This window comes from Rhodococcus sp. T2V (assembly GCF_029269925.1).
In the GTDB taxonomy this organism is placed as follows: Bacteria; Actinomycetota; Actinomycetes; order Mycobacteriales; family Mycobacteriaceae; genus Rhodococcus_F; species Rhodococcus_F koreensis.
Genome location: NZ_JARJBD010000092.1, coordinates 1 through 15,741, shown reverse-complemented (window position 1 = coordinate 15,741; position 15,741 = coordinate 1). Strand labels below are relative to the sequence as shown.

Annotated in this window: 15 protein-coding genes; 14 read left to right on the top strand and 1 reads right to left on the bottom strand. The window is 68.1% G+C overall.

All coding sequences use genetic code 11. The annotated features are described in order from the left end of the window. Positions 1 to 181 precede the first annotated feature (181 nt). Positions 182 to 496, top strand: a complete 315-nt coding sequence (locus P3H15_RS43180) for a WhiB family transcriptional regulator (RefSeq protein ID WP_276142913.1) — start codon at positions 182 to 184, stop codon at positions 494 to 496. Positions 497 to 735: 239 nt separating this feature from the next. On the opposite strand, the gene P3H15_RS43175 is transcribed toward P3H15_RS43180, so the two are convergent. Beyond that, complete coding sequence (locus P3H15_RS43175; protein ID WP_012687703.1) at positions 736 to 1,002, bottom strand: helix-turn-helix transcriptional regulator; 267 nt, start codon at positions 1,000 to 1,002, stop codon at positions 736 to 738. Positions 1,003 to 1,101: 99 nt separating this feature from the next. Here P3H15_RS43175 and map point away from each other — a divergent pair, with 99 nt between their 5' ends. The 13 genes from map (at position 1,102) to P3H15_RS43110 (ending at position 15,629) form a co-directional block, all read left to right on the top strand. Next, the gene (map, locus tag P3H15_RS43170; protein ID WP_276142912.1) at positions 1,102 to 1,872 is read left to right on the top strand and encodes a type I methionyl aminopeptidase; all 771 of its coding nucleotides are present in this window, start codon (positions 1,102 to 1,104) and stop codon (positions 1,870 to 1,872) included. Between the two features lie 410 nt (positions 1,873 to 2,282). Continuing rightward, positions 2,283 to 3,713, top strand: coding sequence for an aldehyde dehydrogenase family protein (locus P3H15_RS43165; RefSeq protein ID WP_276142911.1), 1,431 nt, complete (start codon positions 2,283 to 2,285; stop codon positions 3,711 to 3,713). 48 nt (positions 3,714 to 3,761) lie between these two features. Further along, positions 3,762 to 5,714 (top strand): 3D-(3,5/4)-trihydroxycyclohexane-1,2-dione acylhydrolase (decyclizing), encoded by a 1,953-nt coding sequence (gene iolD, locus P3H15_RS43160; RefSeq protein WP_276142910.1) that lies wholly within the window; start codon positions 3,762 to 3,764, stop codon positions 5,712 to 5,714. Next, the gene (locus P3H15_RS43155; protein ID WP_276142909.1) at positions 5,711 to 6,514 is read left to right on the top strand and encodes an HpcH/HpaI aldolase/citrate lyase family protein; all 804 of its coding nucleotides are present in this window, start codon (positions 5,711 to 5,713) and stop codon (positions 6,512 to 6,514) included. Before iolD ends, P3H15_RS43155 begins: the two co-directional genes overlap by 4 nt. Continuing rightward, positions 6,511 to 7,722, top strand: coding sequence for a Gfo/Idh/MocA family protein (locus P3H15_RS43150; RefSeq protein WP_276142907.1), 1,212 nt, complete (start codon positions 6,511 to 6,513; stop codon positions 7,720 to 7,722). The genes P3H15_RS43155 and P3H15_RS43150 overlap by 4 nt, the downstream gene beginning before the upstream one ends. A 30-nt stretch (positions 7,723 to 7,752) precedes the next feature. Further along, positions 7,753 to 8,682, top strand: a complete 930-nt coding sequence (locus P3H15_RS43145) for an NAD(P)-dependent oxidoreductase (RefSeq protein WP_276142906.1) — start codon at positions 7,753 to 7,755, stop codon at positions 8,680 to 8,682. After that, a complete protein-coding gene (locus P3H15_RS43140; RefSeq protein WP_276142905.1) occupies positions 8,679 to 9,671 on the top strand; it encodes a Gfo/Idh/MocA family protein in 993 nt (330 codons plus the stop codon). Before P3H15_RS43145 ends, P3H15_RS43140 begins: the two co-directional genes overlap by 4 nt. A gap of 67 nt (positions 9,672 to 9,738) precedes the next feature. Beyond that, positions 9,739 to 10,638: a sugar phosphate isomerase/epimerase gene (locus tag P3H15_RS43135; protein ID WP_276142904.1), complete on the top strand. Its 900-nt coding sequence runs from the start codon at positions 9,739 to 9,741 to the stop codon at positions 10,636 to 10,638. 201 nt (positions 10,639 to 10,839) lie between these two features. Continuing rightward, complete coding sequence (locus tag P3H15_RS43130) at positions 10,840 to 11,619, top strand: SDR family oxidoreductase (protein ID WP_276142903.1); 780 nt, start codon at positions 10,840 to 10,842, stop codon at positions 11,617 to 11,619. Next, positions 11,619 to 12,626 carry a Gfo/Idh/MocA family oxidoreductase gene (locus P3H15_RS43125; protein ID WP_276142902.1) on the top strand — a complete coding sequence of 336 codons (1,008 nt, stop codon included), beginning with the start codon at positions 11,619 to 11,621 and terminating at the stop codon, positions 12,624 to 12,626. Before P3H15_RS43130 ends, P3H15_RS43125 begins: the two co-directional genes overlap by 1 nt. Further along, positions 12,623 to 13,486 (top strand): sugar phosphate isomerase/epimerase, encoded by an 864-nt coding sequence (locus tag P3H15_RS43120; RefSeq protein WP_276142901.1) that lies wholly within the window; start codon positions 12,623 to 12,625, stop codon positions 13,484 to 13,486. The genes P3H15_RS43125 and P3H15_RS43120 overlap by 4 nt, the downstream gene beginning before the upstream one ends. After that, on the top strand, positions 13,483 to 14,463 hold the full coding sequence (locus P3H15_RS43115) for a Gfo/Idh/MocA family protein (protein ID WP_276142900.1): 981 nt from the start codon (positions 13,483 to 13,485) through the stop codon (positions 14,461 to 14,463). Before P3H15_RS43120 ends, P3H15_RS43115 begins: the two co-directional genes overlap by 4 nt. Before the next feature lie 194 nt (positions 14,464 to 14,657). After that, entirely contained in the window at positions 14,658 to 15,629 is a 972-nt protein-coding gene (locus tag P3H15_RS43110; protein ID WP_276142930.1) for a substrate-binding domain-containing protein, read from the top strand. The last annotated feature ends 112 nt before the right edge of the window (positions 15,630 to 15,741 follow it).

Sequence of the window (15,741 nt, the reverse complement as noted above, 5' to 3'; positions counted from 1 at the left end):
GGGAGCGCACTCCGATGACCGCAGCACACGAGAACGTCGGTGCCACAGTGCTTCCCGATGGAATCGCAACGCAGCTGTTCATCGGTGGACAGGCCGGCCACCGCCCCAGCCCGCCAGTCGCACCTCGCCGCGCGATCCGCTGAGCGTGTCACCGTTCAATTCCGAAAGCGACCCATCTGCTGTGCCTGATCATCCGCACCACCCCATCGACCGGAACTGGCAGCACCGCGCCTCCTGCCGCGGCACCGACACCGACATGTTCTTCTCCCCCGACGGTGAACGCCGTAGCGTCCGCGCCCGGCGCGAGCACGCCGCCAAACAACTCTGCCAGAGCTGCCCCGTACTCACCGACTGCCGCGTCCACGCCCTCACCACCACCGAAACCTATGGCATCTGGGGTGGCCTCTCCGAAACCGAACGCGCCCGACACACCCGACGCACCCGCCACGCGACTGCCCGACCCCCGGGCGGCACGCCGCGCGGTCGCACCCTCTAGTGGGAGACGACCAGCGAGCCTTCGACAGGTAACGGACCCTGTAAGGGAAGCTGATCACCGAGCCGCCTGCCGGTGAGCACTATTCGTGCATGTTCACGGCAACGTCTACATCACCCCATCGGGGATCTTCAGCCAGGCGCAACTGCAGTACTGTGTCGAAACCCTCGGCTTGTGACCACTGACTCCGGGCCGCTGCCCGGCAGGCGCCGTCGTCCAAATGGTCGGCCGCGCTTCGCTTACTACCCGGTCTGCTGAAGGTTCAGTTCGGGAAGGCAGATCTGGGCGAGGTCCTCCAGCGGGACCGCCAGCACAGCCGCGAGTGCGGCGACTGTCGTGAAGGCCGGGGTTGCGAGGCGTCCCGTCTCGATCTTGCGCAGGGTCTCGGGTGAGATCGACGCGGCATGCGCCACTTCGGCGGGCTTGCGGTCGCCGCGCGCCTGCCGGAGGTAAGCGCCGAGTCGCTTGCCGGCGGCGCGCTGCTGAGGCGTCAAAGGGGATCGCACCATGCGACAAGGATACGCCACGCTCGGTATGAAAATACCGAGCCATCCACTAGCCTGGTATTTCTATACCGGGTTGTCTGCGAGAAAGTGGAGCGTGAGCGCGTGTTGGAACTGAAGACGTCACAGGAGATCGAGGCGATGCGCACCACCGGCGCGTTCATCGCCGAACTGCTCGACGACCTGCAGTCGCGTGCCCTGGTCGGGGTGAATCTGCTCGACCTCGAACACCGCGCCCGGCACCTGATCGAGGAGCGCGGGGCGGTGTCCTGCTACTGGGACTATGCGCCGTCATTCGGCCGCGGTCCGTTCCACAACGTCATCTGTCTGTCCGTCAACGATGCGGTGCTCCACGGGCTACCGCACGACTACACCCTGCATGACGGGGACCTGCTGAGCATGGACATCGCGGTATCGATCGACGGGTGGGTGGCCGACTCGGCGCGCAGCCTGATCGTCGGCAGACCCCGGGCGGACGACCAGCGATTGATCGAGGCCACCGAGCGCGCCCTCGCCGCCGGTATCGACGCCGCACGTCCGGGCGGGCGCCTCGGCGACATTTCCGCGGCGATCGGTGCGGTCGCCGCCGGCTACGGCTACCCGGTCAACACCGAATTCGGCGGGCACGGACTCGGTCGAACGATGCACGAGGACCCGCACGTGTCCAACCAGGGGCGGGCCGGACGGGGCCTGGTGCTGCGACCCGGACTGACCCTCGCACTCGAGCCCTGGTTCGCCCGCGGAACCGACAAGATCGTCTACGACCCCGACGGGTGGACCATCCGATCGGCCGACGGCTCGCGGACCGCCCACAGCGAACACACGATTGCAATCACCGACGGTGATCCGCTCGTCCTGACACGCCGCTCGTCCTGAGCCCGGTCGGCGACCGACTCGACCTCCTGCTCGTCGACACCCCTATATGAGGTGAATTTGATGGGTTATCGATCTTGATTGAGGTGCCAGTCACAGCAAGACTGGCTGCATGAGCATCAGCAATTCCCCACCGAGGTGGCACAAGCGCTCGCGGATCCGTAGGTCCGACGAGACAAGCCCCGTCTACGCCTAGTTCACCGGCCGCTGCGGCCTCCGGTGCCGGCGATACCACGCAGCCCGCCGCGCGACCGCCGCGCCGGACGTCCCGGTCCGAATCCCCTTTTCGATTCGGGTACAGACGTGTCCGAGCGTGGCAGGTATTCGACTCGGCACCAACCTTTTTCAAGTCATCCTCCGTCGCCCTGCCGTCCTCACGGCGGGCGGCGAACGAGTCCCGATATGGAGCCGACATGGACATGTTGCTTGCCGGTGAGTGGCGTGGCGCCGCTGACCGCACCACCGACCTCATCCGGTCCCCGTTCGACGGCCGCGTGATCGATTCGGTTCCGGTGGCCACCGCCGCCGATGCCGCCTTCGCCCTGGACCGGGCAGAGGCCGGCGCCCGAATCCAGCGGGCCACTCCCGCTCATGAGCGGGTCGCGACCTTGATGCGTGCGGCCGATCTGGCCGACGAACGGGCGGAGGACATCGCGCAGACCATCAGCGCTGAGACCGGGAAGCCGATCAGCGAAGCGCGCGGAGAGGCCGGCCGGTCCGGCAGCATCATCCGGTTGGCAGCGTTCGAGGGCAGCCAACTCTACGGCTCGACGCTGCCGCTGGACGCCAACCCCGGAACCGGACTCGAGAAGGTCGGGTTCACGCTGCGCCAGCCCTGCGGGATCGTCGTGGCGATCACACCGTTCAACTACCCGGCACTGTTGGTGTTGCACAAGATTGCTCCCGCGCTGGCCGCCGGTAATGCGGTGGTACTCAAGCCTGCCCGCACCACCCCATTGACCGCACTGAAACTCGCCGAGTGCTTCGTCGACGCCGGCCTCGCCCCCGAGTCCCTGTCAGTTCTGACCGGCCCGGGCTCCGCGCTCGGTGACGTCCTGGTCACCGACCCACGGGTTCGCAAGGTGTCGTTCACCGGCTCGACCGGAATCGGCACCCGCATCAGTTCGCTTGCGGGAATCAAGAAGCTGTCGCTGGAGTTGGGCGCCTCCTGCCCGGTGATCGTTCTCCCGGACGCCGACATCGAACTTGCCGCCTCGGCGGTCGCGGCCGGCGGCTACATCAACGCCGGTCAGGTCTGCATCAGCGTGCAGCGGGTCATCGTTGATCAGTCCATCGAGGCGGACTTCCTCGACGCCCTGGTCCCGAAGGTCGAGAGCATCGTCGTCGGCGACCCCGCGAACACCGACACCAGGCTGGGCTCGCTGATCTCCGAAGCTGAAGCCACACGCGTACATTCGGCGATCGCCGACGCAGCGCTGGACGGCGCAAAGGTCCTCACCGGCGGTGACCGGGACGGCGCCGTCGTCACCCCGGCCGTCGTCGCCGGCGTCGACCCCTCTTCCCCGTTCAGCCGCGACGAACTGTTCGGCCCCGCGGTCGCGGTCTCGTCCGCCGCCGACATCGAGTCGGCGATCGACCTCGCCAACGACAACGACTACGGCCTCGGCGCAGGACTGTTCACCTCCGATGTCAGCGCCACCACGCGGGCGATGCGGCAGATCGACGCCGGCAACATCCACATCAACTGGACCCCGCTCTGGCGCGCCGACCTCATGCCGTACGGCGGCCTGAAGGGCAGCGGCATCGGCAAGGAAGGCGTCCGCTCGGCGGTCGAGGAAATGACCGAGGAGAAGACCATCGTCCTCCACGGCCGCCCCTGGTAACCCGCTTCCCCCTCAGACACTTTCGTGGCACTCACAGAAAACGACGACATGACATCACTGAGCACCCACAAGACAATCCGGCTGACCACCGCACAGGCGATCGTGAAGTACCTCGCCGCGCAGTACTCGGTTGCCGACGGCGACCGTCGTCGCCTCGTCCCGGCCGCACTGGGCATCTTCGGGCACGGCAACGTCGCCGGCCTCGGACAGGCCCTCGACGAACTGTCCGACGACCTGCCGTTCATCCAGGGTCGGCACGAGCAGTACCTCGCCCACATCGCGACCGCGTACGCCAAGGCCAGCCGCCGCCGCGCCACCCTCGCGGTGACCGCCTCCATCGGACCGGGCGCGCTGAATCTGGTCACCGCCGCCGGTTTGGCCACCATCAACCGGCTCCCGTTGCTGCTGCTGCCCGGTGACACCTACGCCACCCGGCACCAGGGACCGGTGCTCCAGCAACTCGAGCACGCCAGCGAATCCGACGCCACCGTCAACGACACGTTCCGTCCGGTGGCGAAGTTCTTCGACCGCATCACCCGCCCGGAGCAACTGCTGACCGCGCTCCCGCAGGCGATGCGGGTGCTGACCAGCCCCACCGACACCGGTGCCGTGGTGCTGTCGCTGCCGCAGGACATCCAGTCCCACGCGTTCGACTTCCCCGTCGAGTTCTTCGAACCGCGTGACTGGAAGATCCGCCGCCCGCTCCCCGACCCCGCCGAGGTCGACGACGTCGCCGCCCAGATCCGGGAGGCAGAGCGTCCAGTGATCATCGCCGGTGGCGGCGTGCACTATTCGGATGCCACCGCGGCACTCGAGGAACTCGCGGAGCAGGTCGGGATTCCGGTGGTCGAGTCGTTCGGCGGCAAGGGCGCGGTCGGCCGCGACGAGTGGTGGCAGGTCGGCGGCGTCGGACTCGAGGGCAACTTCGCCTCGAACAAACTGGTCAAGCAGGCCGACCTGGTGATCAGTGTCGGCACCCGGCTGACCGACTTCGTCACCGGCTCGCAGTCGATCTTCGAGAACGACAACGTCCGCTTCGCATCACTGAACGTGGTCGACGCCGACACCCGCAAGCAGGGTGCCACCGGCATCCTGGCCGACGCCCGTCTCGGCCTCGAGGCACTGACCGACGCACTCGCCGGACACACCACCAGCACGGCCTGGCAGGAGACGGTGCGGTCGGCGAAGGCGGACTGGGCCCCGATCCGGGCCGCCGCCCTCGACCCGGACACCGCATTCGACCCCGCCGAGCACCCGGACGCGCCGGTCACCGGTGCGGTGCTCACCCAGCCGCAACTGATCGGGCTGCTGCAGAAGCACGCCCGCGGCGGCGACACGATCATCGCCGCCGCCGGCGGACCGCCCGGCGACCTGCAGAAGGTCTGGGATGCGACCGGGAATCGGCACTGCCACCTCGAATTCGGGTTCTCTTGTATGGGTTACGAGATCCCGGCCGCGATGGGTGTGCGCCTCGCCGAGGGCAACCAGGGACAGCGGATCGTCACCTTCATCGGCGACGGCACGTTCCTGATGGCCCCGACCGAACTGGTCACCGCCGCCCAGGAGGGCCTCGACGTCACCGTCGTCGTCTCCGAGAACCACGGCTACCAGGTCATCCACCGCCTGCAGATGAACCGCAACGGAAGGGAATTCGGCAACGAGTTCCGCTACCGCACCGACGGCGACATCATCGCCGACAGCGGGGACAAGGCGCGCCTCGAGGGCGACTACCTGAAGGTCGACCTGCGGAAGATCGCCGAAGGCCTCGGCGCCACCGCGATCCGCGCCACCACCACAGCCGAGGTCCGTACCGCACTGCAGCAGACCCGCGAGGTGTCCGGGCCGGTGGTCATCGTGGTTCCGACGGTGCCGCACGTGGATCTGCCCGGCGGCGACGTCTGGTGGGATGTGGCCCCCGCCGAAGTCTCGAACCAGGAATGGGTGCAGAGCCTGCGCGCCGATTACGACGACGCCGTGGGACGGCAGAGGTGGTTCGGATGAGCAACAACAGCCCTCTCGACGCCGGAACCCTGCGTCAGCGTCTGGCACAGGGTGAGACCACCGTCGGCACGTTCGTCGGCATGGCCTCCTCGACCGCGGCCGAGGTGTGTGCCGCGGCCGGTGCCGATTGGATCCTGCTCGACCTCGAACACGGTGCCGGATCGGAAGACGCGCTGCGAGATTCGATTCTCGCCGCCGGCGCCTACGGGGTTCCGACGGTGGTGCGGGTCGAATCCGGGGAACGTATCCGGATCGGGCGGGTCCTCGATCAGGGTGCCGCCGGGGTGATGGTGCCGCGCCTGGACAAGCCCGATCAGGTCGTCGACGCGATCACCCACCTGGCGTACCCGCCTCGCGGCGACCGCGGGGTCGCCACCTACAACCGCTCCTGCCGATGGGGCATGGACCGCTCCGTCCTGCTCGCCGAGGATCAGGCGACGCTCGGGGTGATCCAGATCGAAACCCTCGCCGCCCTCGACGCGGTCGACGAGATCGCCGCCCAGGACGGGGTCGACGTGCTGTTCGTCGGCCCACTGGACCTGTCGTTCGCACTCGGGGTGCCGCTGCAGTTCGACAGCCCGGTGTTCACCGCGGCCCTCGGGCGGGTGCTCGAGGCCGCCCACCAGCACGGCAAGACCGCGGGCATCCTCGCCGCCAACGCCGCCCTGGCAGCCGGCTACGTCGAACTCGGCTTCCGATTCGTGGCCGTCGGCTCCGATTCCACCCTGCTCGCCGCGGCCCTGACCGAAGCCTTCGCCACCGCCCGTCCCGAACAAGACCAGCAAAGGAAGTCATCGTGAGCACAACCCGCACCGTCGGAGTCGGACTGATCAGCGTCGGCTGGATGGGCCAGCTTCATGCCCGCGCCTACCGCGACGTCCCGATCGTCTACCCCGAACTCGGGGTCACGCCGAAACTGGTGATCGCCGCCGACACTGCCGCGAGCCGTGTCGACTTCGCCAGGAATGTCCTCGGTTTCGCCGAGGGCACCACCGACTATCGCGAGGTCCTCGCGCACCCGGACGTCGACGTCGTCTCCATCTGCGCACCGAACTTCCTGCACGCCGAGATCGGCATCGCCGCGGCGAAGGCGGGCAAGCACTTCTGGATCGAAAAGCCCGTGGGACGCAGCTACACCGAGACCGCGGCGATCGAGGCCGCGGCCACCGACGCCGGGGTGATCACCTCGATCGGGTACAACTACCGGCACGCCCCCGCCGTCGAGCACGCCCGGAAGCTGATCGCCGAGGGCAGCCTCGGCCGGATCACCAACGTGCGGGCCTCGTTCTTCTCCGGATACGCCAACGAACCCAACGGCGCCCTGTCCTGGCGATTCGACCGCGAACTCGCCGGCTCCGGTGTGCTGGCGGACCTGTTCAGCCACGCGAGCGACCTGTGCCAGTACGTGGTCGGGCCGATCGCCGAGATCAACGCGCTCACCAGCACCGTCTACACCGAACGCCCGAAGCTGGAGATGGGCAGCGGAACCCACTTCGCGGTCATCGAGAACGGTGAGATGGGCCCGGTGGAGAACGAGGACTACGCCGCCGCGCTGGTGCGGTTCGGCTCCGAAGGCCCCGGGTCGGGTGCGGTGGGCACGATCGAGGCGTCCCGGGTGATCGTCGGACCCGAATGCGGCTACCAGATCGAGGTCTACGGCACCGAGGGCTCGGTGAAGTGGGACTTCGAGCGGATGAACGAGCTGAAGGTGTGCCTGGGCCGCACCAATGCCGAACAGGGCTACCTCACCGTCAACGCCAGCCCGGCGCACGGCGACTACTCCCGCTTCCAGCCCGGCCCGGGCAACGCGCTCGGCTTCGACGACCTCAAGACGATCGAGGCCAAGAAGTTCCTGCTCGCCGTCACCGGTGGGCCGCAGGAGAACTCGAACGTGCACGACGCCGCGTCGGCGGCGGCGATCGTCACCGCCGCCGAGACCTCCGCCGCCACCGGGCAGTGGCAGAAGCTCGACGTCGTCGCCGGCACCACCGCCTCCCGCACCGCCTGACCACCGCTTTCGACACCTGCAAGGACGCTGATGTCAACAACGATCTCCACGCACCTGTTCGTCGGCCTGGGCCCGCTCGACCGGGAGCTCGTCGACCCGTATCTGGCCGCCCATCACCAGCTGGTTCTCGACCCCACCGAGGAACAACTGGCGGTCGCCGAGGCGGCGATCGTGCGGGCGGCGTTCACCGTCGACGCAGCGATGCTCGACCGGATGCCGTCGCTGAAGGTCCTCGCCCGCACCGGTGTCGGCACCGACCTCGTCGACGTCGCCGAGGCGCGGCGGCGCGGGATCCCGGTGGTCATCACCCCGGGCACCAACACCGCCTCGGTCGCCGAGGGCGTCTTCGCGCACCTGCTCTCGTTGGTCAAGCGCCTGCCGACGCTGACCGACGTGGTGCGGGGCGGCCGCTGGGCCGAACGCGGAAACGTGACCGTCGGGGACCTCGAGGGAGCAACGTTGGGCATCGTCGGGTTCGGGCGGATCGGCCGTAAGGTCGCCCGGATCGCCGAGGCATTCGACCTGACCGTCCGCGCCTACGACCCGTTCGCGGACATCCCGAAGGCGTACCGGTGTGCCGATGTCGACGAGGTGCTCACCTCCAGTGACTTCATCACCCTGCACACGCCACTGACCGCGGAGAACCATCACCTGATCAACGAGACGAGGCTGGCAGTCATGCGGCCGGGATCGATTCTGGTCAACTGCAGCCGCGGCGCGCTGATCGACCTCGACGCCGCGCACGCGGCGTTGCAGTCCGGGCACCTCGCGGGGCTCGGCCTCGACGTCTTCGATCCCGAACCTCCCGAACACCACCCGGTGTTCGACCACGCCAACACAACGCTCAGCCCGCACCTGATGGGGTTCACGGACCGGGCGATGGCCCTGACGATCCGCGCCGCGGTCGAGGGCGCCGTCGCGGTTCTCGACGGCCGCGAACCGGCCGCGGTGGCGTCATGACCGTCCGGGTGGGTGTGATCGGCGTCGGGGTGATGGGCGCTGATCACGTCCGGACACTGCACGCGGTGGTCTCCGGGGCAACGGTCACCGTGATCACCGACTTCGACGCCTCCCGCGCCGCCACGATCGCGGCAGAGGCCGGCGCCCGCACCGTCGCGACCGCGGCAGAGCTGATCGCCGCCCCGGACGTGGACGCGGTAATCATCGCGTCCCACGACTCCGCCCACGCCGAGCAGGTGGGTCTGTGCCTCGATCACTGCAAGCCGGTGTTGTGCGAGAAGCCGCTGGCCCGGAGTGTCGACGAATGCGCCGACCTGGTCACCCGGGAAGAGCACCTGGCACTGGCGAATCCGCTGATCTCCGTGGGTTTCATGCGCCGATTCCATGCGCCGTACCAGGAATTGGCAACGGCGATCGGGTCCGGATCCGTCGGCGCCCCGTTGCTGATCCGAGCATCCCACCGCAACGTGACCGCATATCCGGGTGGAAATTCGACCGACACCGTCACCAACTCCGCAATCCACGAAATCGACATCACCCGTTGGCTTCTCCAGTCCGAGATCGTCGAGGTCAGCTGGCATGCACCGAAGTCCACCTCCCTGGACACCTCGCGGCGCGACCCGCAGATTCTGATGCTGCGTACCGCCGACGATGTGCTGACCGTGATCGATGTGTTCGTCAACGCACGATACGGTTACGACGTGCGCTGCGAGGTGGTCGGCGAAACCGGAGCAGTGAGCCTGGCGCCGAGCCACGCCCTGACGGTCGACGCGTCGCTGCGTTCGACGGCCACGTACCCGGAGGACTGGCGGCCGCTGTTCGCCGACAGCTACCGGCGGCAGTTGCAGGCATGGGTCGACGCCCTCACCGAGGGGACCCGCAGCCCATTGGCGTCCGCCCGCGACGGTCTGCGCGCCATCGAGGTGGCGGAAGCGCTGATCGACTCGATGAACAACGCGGGCGCCGTCACCCCGGTGAGGAATTCATGACCGTCGCTCTACGACGTCCTCGCCATCCACGTTCTACGATCGAGACGACCACCGAAGGGTACGAGGCATGACCCACTCACCACGTCCGGAACTATTGGCCGCATGCTGGACTTCAGCCGGTGACGTGATGCCGGCACGAGGCTCGGACCGCAGTCCGTTCCCGATCCGCGAGCGCATCGAGGCCGTCGCCCGAACCGGCTACACCGGATTCGGATTGACCCGCCCCGACCTGGTCGCCGCGCGCGAGACGATCGGCCTCGGCGAAGTCGCGAAAATGCTCGCCGACAACGGAATCACCCATGTCCAACTCGAGTGGATCACGAACTGGTGGACCACCGGGGAGGCCCGCGCAGCATCGGACGAGGTCCGCCGGGACCTGTTCGAGGCCGCCCCCGTCCTCGGAGTCGACAACATCAAGGTCGGCGCGGACGACGACGGTGTCGCCGTCTCCCGCGACCGACTCTGCGAGCAGTTCGACGCGCTCGCTACGGACGGCGCCGCCGCGGGTGTGAAAATCGCGTTCGAGAACACCCCGTTCTCGCACCACGTCAAGACCACCGAACAGGCCGCGCGGTTCGTCGAGGACGTCGGCAACCCCAACGGCGGGCTCATCCTGGACATCTGGCACGCCTTCCGAGGTGGGACGGACTACGACACGTTGCCGGAGATCATTCCGTCGCGCTTCGTGTTCGGCGTCGAACTCGACGACGGTTGGACTGCCGTGCGGGGAACCGATCTCGAGGACACCTTCGACAACCGCGTTCCCTGTGGTGAGGGCGAATTCGCCGTCCCGAAGTTCATCGATGCGGTCCGCCGCGTCGGCTTCGACGGACCGTGGGGTATCGAGCACATGTCGCAGGAGTTCCGGAAGCTGCCCGTCGCCGAGGCTCTCTCCCGGGCACGCGACGGCGCCCTGCGGTGCTTCGAGGTCGCCGACCTGGCGGCCGCGAATCGGGACGACAGCTGATCTCACCGGCTCTCCCATCGCCATCCGGTCTGCGGCGGTGAGGTGAAAATGATGGAAATACCGTATTGATTGAGGCGTGCGTCACAGCAAGACTGGCAAGGGCACACAGCCAGTGGATTGTGCAGTAGCTGCTCGGACTGGCCGCGTGCATCACCGACCCACCGGCACAGACGCCGATGGGGACAGAACGAAAGGAATCCAGTGGCCACCCTGTTGAACGGGAAAGTCGTTCTGATCAGCGGAGGGACGCAAGGTGTCGGCGCAGGCGTCGTGCGAGCCGCGGCCCGCGAAGGCGCCCGAGTGGTCTTCACCGGCCGCCGGGCCGAGGCCGGCAAAGCCCTCGCCGCCGAACTCGAAGCGACCGGAGCACAAGTTCGCTTCGTCCAGGCCGACATCTCCGACCCGACCGAGGCTCGTGATTCGGTGACCCGGACCATCGAGGAATTCGGCCGCATCGACGCACTGTGCAACGCGGCCGGCCTGACCACCCGCGGCACCCTCCTCGACACCACACCCGAATTGTTCGACCAGCACATGGCGGTCAATTTGCGGGCACCGTTCTTCACCATGCAGGCCGCCGTCGCGGACATGGTGGCGCGGAAGGCGCCGGGAACGATCGTCAACATCATCTCCATCGCGCAGCACGGCGGGCAGTCCTACCTGGCCCCGTACGTGGCGGCGAAGGCCGGGCTGGCGGGGCTGACCCGCAACGCCGCCTACGCGCACCGTTTCGATCGGATCCGGATCAACGGTCTCAACATCGGCTGGACCGAGACCGAGGGCGAGACCGCGACCCAGCAACGCTTCCACGGCGCCGACGACAACTGGGCCGCCGAGGCCGCGGCGAAGGTGCCGATGGGCAAGCTCGGGCAGGTCGACGAGATCGCCGACATGGTGGTGTTCCTGCTCTCGGATCGCAGTGGCGTCGTCACCGGCTCGGTCATCGACTGGGACCAGACCGTCATCGGAGGGCACGACTGATGGGATCGACACTCGGCGTGATCGGCCTCGGCCGGATCGGCGCATTCCACACCGATACCCTCGCCCAGTTGCCGGGGGTGGACGGCCTCGTCGTCACCGACGAGCGTCCGGACGTCACCGCAACCGTGGCCGCCAAGTTCGGGGCGCGCGCGGTCGAGGACGCAGCTGCGGTCTTCGCCTCGGGCGTGGACGGGGTCGTGATCGCGGCCGCCACCCCGGCGCATGCGCCGCTGATCCTGGCCGCCGTCGATGCCGGGATCCCGGTGTTCTGCGAGAAGCCGGTGGCGTTCACCGCCGACGAGAGCTACCAGGTCGTCGAGCGGCTGAAGACGTCGACGGTGCCGGTACAGATCGGGTACAACCGCCGGTTCGATCCCGCGTTCGTCGCCGCCCGCAACGCCGTCGTGTACGGGGAACTCGGCTGGCTGCACACCGTGCGCTCGACCACCCTCGACCCGGCGCCGCCGCCGGCGGCGTACGTGGCCGCCTCGGGCGGGATCTTCCGCGACTGCAGCGTCCACGACTTCGACATCGTCCGCTGGGTGGTGGGCCAGGAAGTGGTCGAGGTCTACGCCGCGGGCACCAACCAGGGCGACTCGATCTTCGCCGACTGCGGCGACGTCGACACGGCCACCACCACCCTGACCTTCGAGGGCGGCACCCTCGGCGTCGTCTCCAACACCCGCTACAACGCCCGCGGCTACGACTGCCGCCTCGAGGTTCACGGCTCCGAGAACAGCGTCGTCGCCGGTTGGGACGCCAGCGCCCCGGTCCGCAACCTCGAACCCGGCGTCACGTTCCCCGACGGCCCGCCGCACCAGTTCTTCATGGACCGCTTCACCACCGCCTACCGCGCCGAACTCGGTGCGTTCCTCGAGGTGATCGCCGGCACCGCTCCCTCGCCGTGCACCGCCGCCGACGCCCTCGAGGTGGCGTGGATCGCCGAGGCGGCCACGCTGTCCCTCTCCCACCACCGACCCGTCCAGATGAGTGAGGTTCGACGATGATTCGTATTGCAGGAGCACCCATTTCGTGGGGTGTCTGTGAAGTTCCCGGCTGGGGCCACCAGCTCGGCCCCGAGCGGGTGCTGTCGGAGATGCGCGACGCCGGACTCGAAGCCGCCGAGATCGGCCCCGACGGATTCCTGCCCGCCGACCCGCAGGAACTGGCCGCCACCCTCGCCTCCTACGACCTGAAGGCCGTCGGCGGTTTCACCCCGGTTCTGCTGCACGATGCCGGCCACGACCCGGTCCCCGACGTCACCGGCGCGCTGGCCGCATTCACCGCCGCCGGCGCCGAGGTGCTGGTGCTGGCCGCGATCACCGGCTCCGACGGCTACGATTCGCGGCCCGACCTCGACGACGCCGGCTGGAAGACGTTGCTGTCGAACCTCGACCGGCTGCACGACGTCGCCGCCGAGCAGGGCATCCGCGCGGTCCTGCACCCGCACGTGGGCACCATGATCGAGAAGCACACCGAGGTCCAGCGGGTCCTCGAAGGCTCCTCGATTCCGCTGTGCCTGGACACCGGGCACCTGCTGATCGGCGGCACTGATCCCCTCGAGTTGGCCCGAGCCGCAGCCGACCGGATCACCCACACCCACCTCAAGGACGTCGACGCCGAATTCGCCGCCCGCGTACAAGCCGGTGAGTTGAGCTACACGCAGGCCGTCGCCCAGGGCATGTACACCCCACTCGGCACCGGTGACGTCGACGTCGCAGGTGTGGTCCGGCACCTCGTCGACTCCGGTTTCGACGGCTGGTTCGTGCTCGAGCAGGACACCATCCTCGCCGGTGAACCCGACGGTGAGGGACCGGTCGCGGACGTCAAGGCCAGTGCGGCATTCCTGCGGAGCCTGCAGCTGTGAGCGAGCTGCGGATCGGCGTCCTCGGGGCCTCGCGCATCGCGGAGATGGCGATCGTGAAGCCGGCTCGGATCCTGGGTCACCGGCTGGTCGCGGTCGCCGCCCGCGACCGCGGCCGCGCCGAGACGTTCGCGCAGACGCACGGGGTCGAGCGGGTCGTCGACTCGTACGCCGAGCTGATCGCCGACCCCGAAGTCGACGTGATCTACAACCCACTCGCCAACGCCTTCCACGCCGAGTGGAATCTGAAGGCGATCGAGGCCGGTAAGGCGGTACTGACCGAGAAGCCGTTCGCCCGCAACGCCGCCGAAGCCGATCGGGTCCGTCGCGCGGCCCGCGAGCGGGGTGTGCCGATCATGGAAGGGTTCCACTACTTCTTCCACCCGATCGTCGGGCGGATGTTCGAGCTGCTCGAGGACGGCACCCTCGGCACCCTGCAGCGGGTCGAAGTGGTCATGCGGATGCCCGAACCCAAACCTGACGACCCCCGGTGGAAGCTGGAACTCGCCGGCGGGTCGGTGATGGACCTCGGCTGCTATGGCCTGCACGTGCATCGCCAGTTGGGCCGTTTCGCCGGCGGCGAACCCACCGTGGTGGCGGCCCGCGCCGTCGAACGCACCCGGGGAGTCGACGAGGCCTGCGATATCGAACTCGTCTTCCCCGGCGGCGCAACGGGATCGAACACGAACTCGATGACGTGGGATCGGTTCGAAATGACCCTGCGCCTCGTCGGCGACCGCGGTGAAGCCCTCGCACACGACTACATGCTCCAGTCCGGCGACGACCGGATCACCGTCACCACCGACGCCGGCACCACCGTCGAGCGACTCGGGACCCGTTCGACATATACCTATCAGCTCGACACCTTCGCTCGACACCTCGCCGATGGGACCACGTTCCCGATCGACGCCGACGACGCGGTCGCCACCATGGAGCTCATCGACTCCGCGTACCGCGCCGCGGATCTACCTCTCCGGTAGTCCCATTCACCCCGCCGGGCCGTGAGAACCGTCTTCGGACGTCCGGCCCGGCGGGGCTTTCACACCCTTCCCCCACCGCATCACCCCTCCCACTTCGCCATGCCTGCATGGTTGCCGCTTCCCGAAAGGTCCACGACATGGACACACACAACGGCCCGAACGCCTCACTCCCGCGGACGACCACCCGCCGGACAATGACCCTGACGCTGGGCGTCGCCGTGGCCGTGCTGCTCGCGGGTTGTTCGAGCTCCGGCGGAAAACCCGAATCGACCGGCAGCGGAATGGCCTCCGGCACCGCCGACACCCCACGCGCCACCATCGCGATGATCACCCACGAGGTGCCGGGCGACACGTTCTGGGACCTGATCCGCAAGGGCGCCGAAACCGCTGCAGCCAAGGACAATATCGAACTGCGATACTCCGCGGATCCCGAGGCACCGAACCAGGCCAATCTGGTCCAGAGCGCCCTCGACAGCAAGGTCGACGGCATCGCCGTCACGCTCGCCAAGCCGGATGCGATGGCACCGGCCGTGAAGGCCGCCGTCGACGCGGGAACCCCGGTCGTCGCCTTCAACGGAGGAATGGACCAGTACCAGGCACAGGGCGTGTCGCAGTACTTCGGTCAGGACGAGAAGCTCGCCGGCATCTCGGCCGGGAAGCGCCTGACCGCCGAGGGCGCGAAGAAGGCGCTGTGCGTCATCCAGGAGCAAGGCCAGATCGCACTCGAAACACGGTGCGCGGGTGTGATCGAAGGCTTCGAGGGACGAACCGAGATCCTCAACGTCAACAGCAAGGACATGCCCTCGGTCGAGGCGACGATCACCGCGAAACTGCAGCAGGATCCCTCGATCGATCACGTCGTCGCGCTCGGCGCACCGATCGCGTTGACGGCCGTCCAGTCCAAGGCCAACGCCGGCAGCGACGCGACGATCGTCACCTTCGACACCAACGCCGCTCTCGTCGACGCCATCAAGTCCGGGGACGTCACATGGGCCATCGATCAGCAGCCGTTCCTGCAGGGCTACCTCGCGGTGGACTCGCTGTGGCTGTACCTGAACAACCGCAACACCATCGGCGGCGGCACGCCCACTCTGACCGGCCCCGCCTTCATCGACCAGTCCAACATCGACTCGATCGCCGAGTACGCCCAGGCCGGAACCCGCTGAGCACGGTGCCCGGCACACCACGGCGTGCCGGGCACCGTCGGCGTCACGGAAGGAAAGTCATGTCCACACAGCAAGATCTGGACCTTGCCAGTCACAAGGTCGTCCACGACGA

What these genes read in the sequence shown, in the direction of transcription:
- P3H15_RS43175 (WP_012687703.1), bottom strand. Translation starts at nt 1,002, where the DNA reads ATGGTGCGATCCCCTTTGACGCCTCAGCAGCGCGCCGCCGGCAAGCGA.
- P3H15_RS43165 (WP_276142911.1), top strand. Translation starts at nt 2,283, where the DNA reads ATGGACATGTTGCTTGCCGGTGAGTGGCGTGGCGCCGCTGACCGCACC.
- iolD (WP_276142910.1), top strand. Translation starts at nt 3,762, where the DNA reads ATGACATCACTGAGCACCCACAAGACAATCCGGCTGACCACCGCACAG.
- P3H15_RS43155 (WP_276142909.1), top strand. Translation starts at nt 5,711, where the DNA reads ATGAGCAACAACAGCCCTCTCGACGCCGGAACCCTGCGTCAGCGTCTG.
- P3H15_RS43145 (WP_276142906.1), top strand. Translation starts at nt 7,753, where the DNA reads ATGTCAACAACGATCTCCACGCACCTGTTCGTCGGCCTGGGCCCGCTC.
- P3H15_RS43140 (WP_276142905.1), top strand. Translation starts at nt 8,679, where the DNA reads ATGACCGTCCGGGTGGGTGTGATCGGCGTCGGGGTGATGGGCGCTGAT.
- P3H15_RS43135 (WP_276142904.1), top strand. Translation starts at nt 9,739, where the DNA reads ATGACCCACTCACCACGTCCGGAACTATTGGCCGCATGCTGGACTTCA.
- P3H15_RS43125 (WP_276142902.1), top strand. Translation starts at nt 11,619, where the DNA reads ATGGGATCGACACTCGGCGTGATCGGCCTCGGCCGGATCGGCGCATTC.
- P3H15_RS43120 (WP_276142901.1), top strand. Translation starts at nt 12,623, where the DNA reads ATGATTCGTATTGCAGGAGCACCCATTTCGTGGGGTGTCTGTGAAGTT.
- P3H15_RS43110 (WP_276142930.1), top strand. Translation starts at nt 14,658, where the DNA reads ATGACCCTGACGCTGGGCGTCGCCGTGGCCGTGCTGCTCGCGGGTTGT.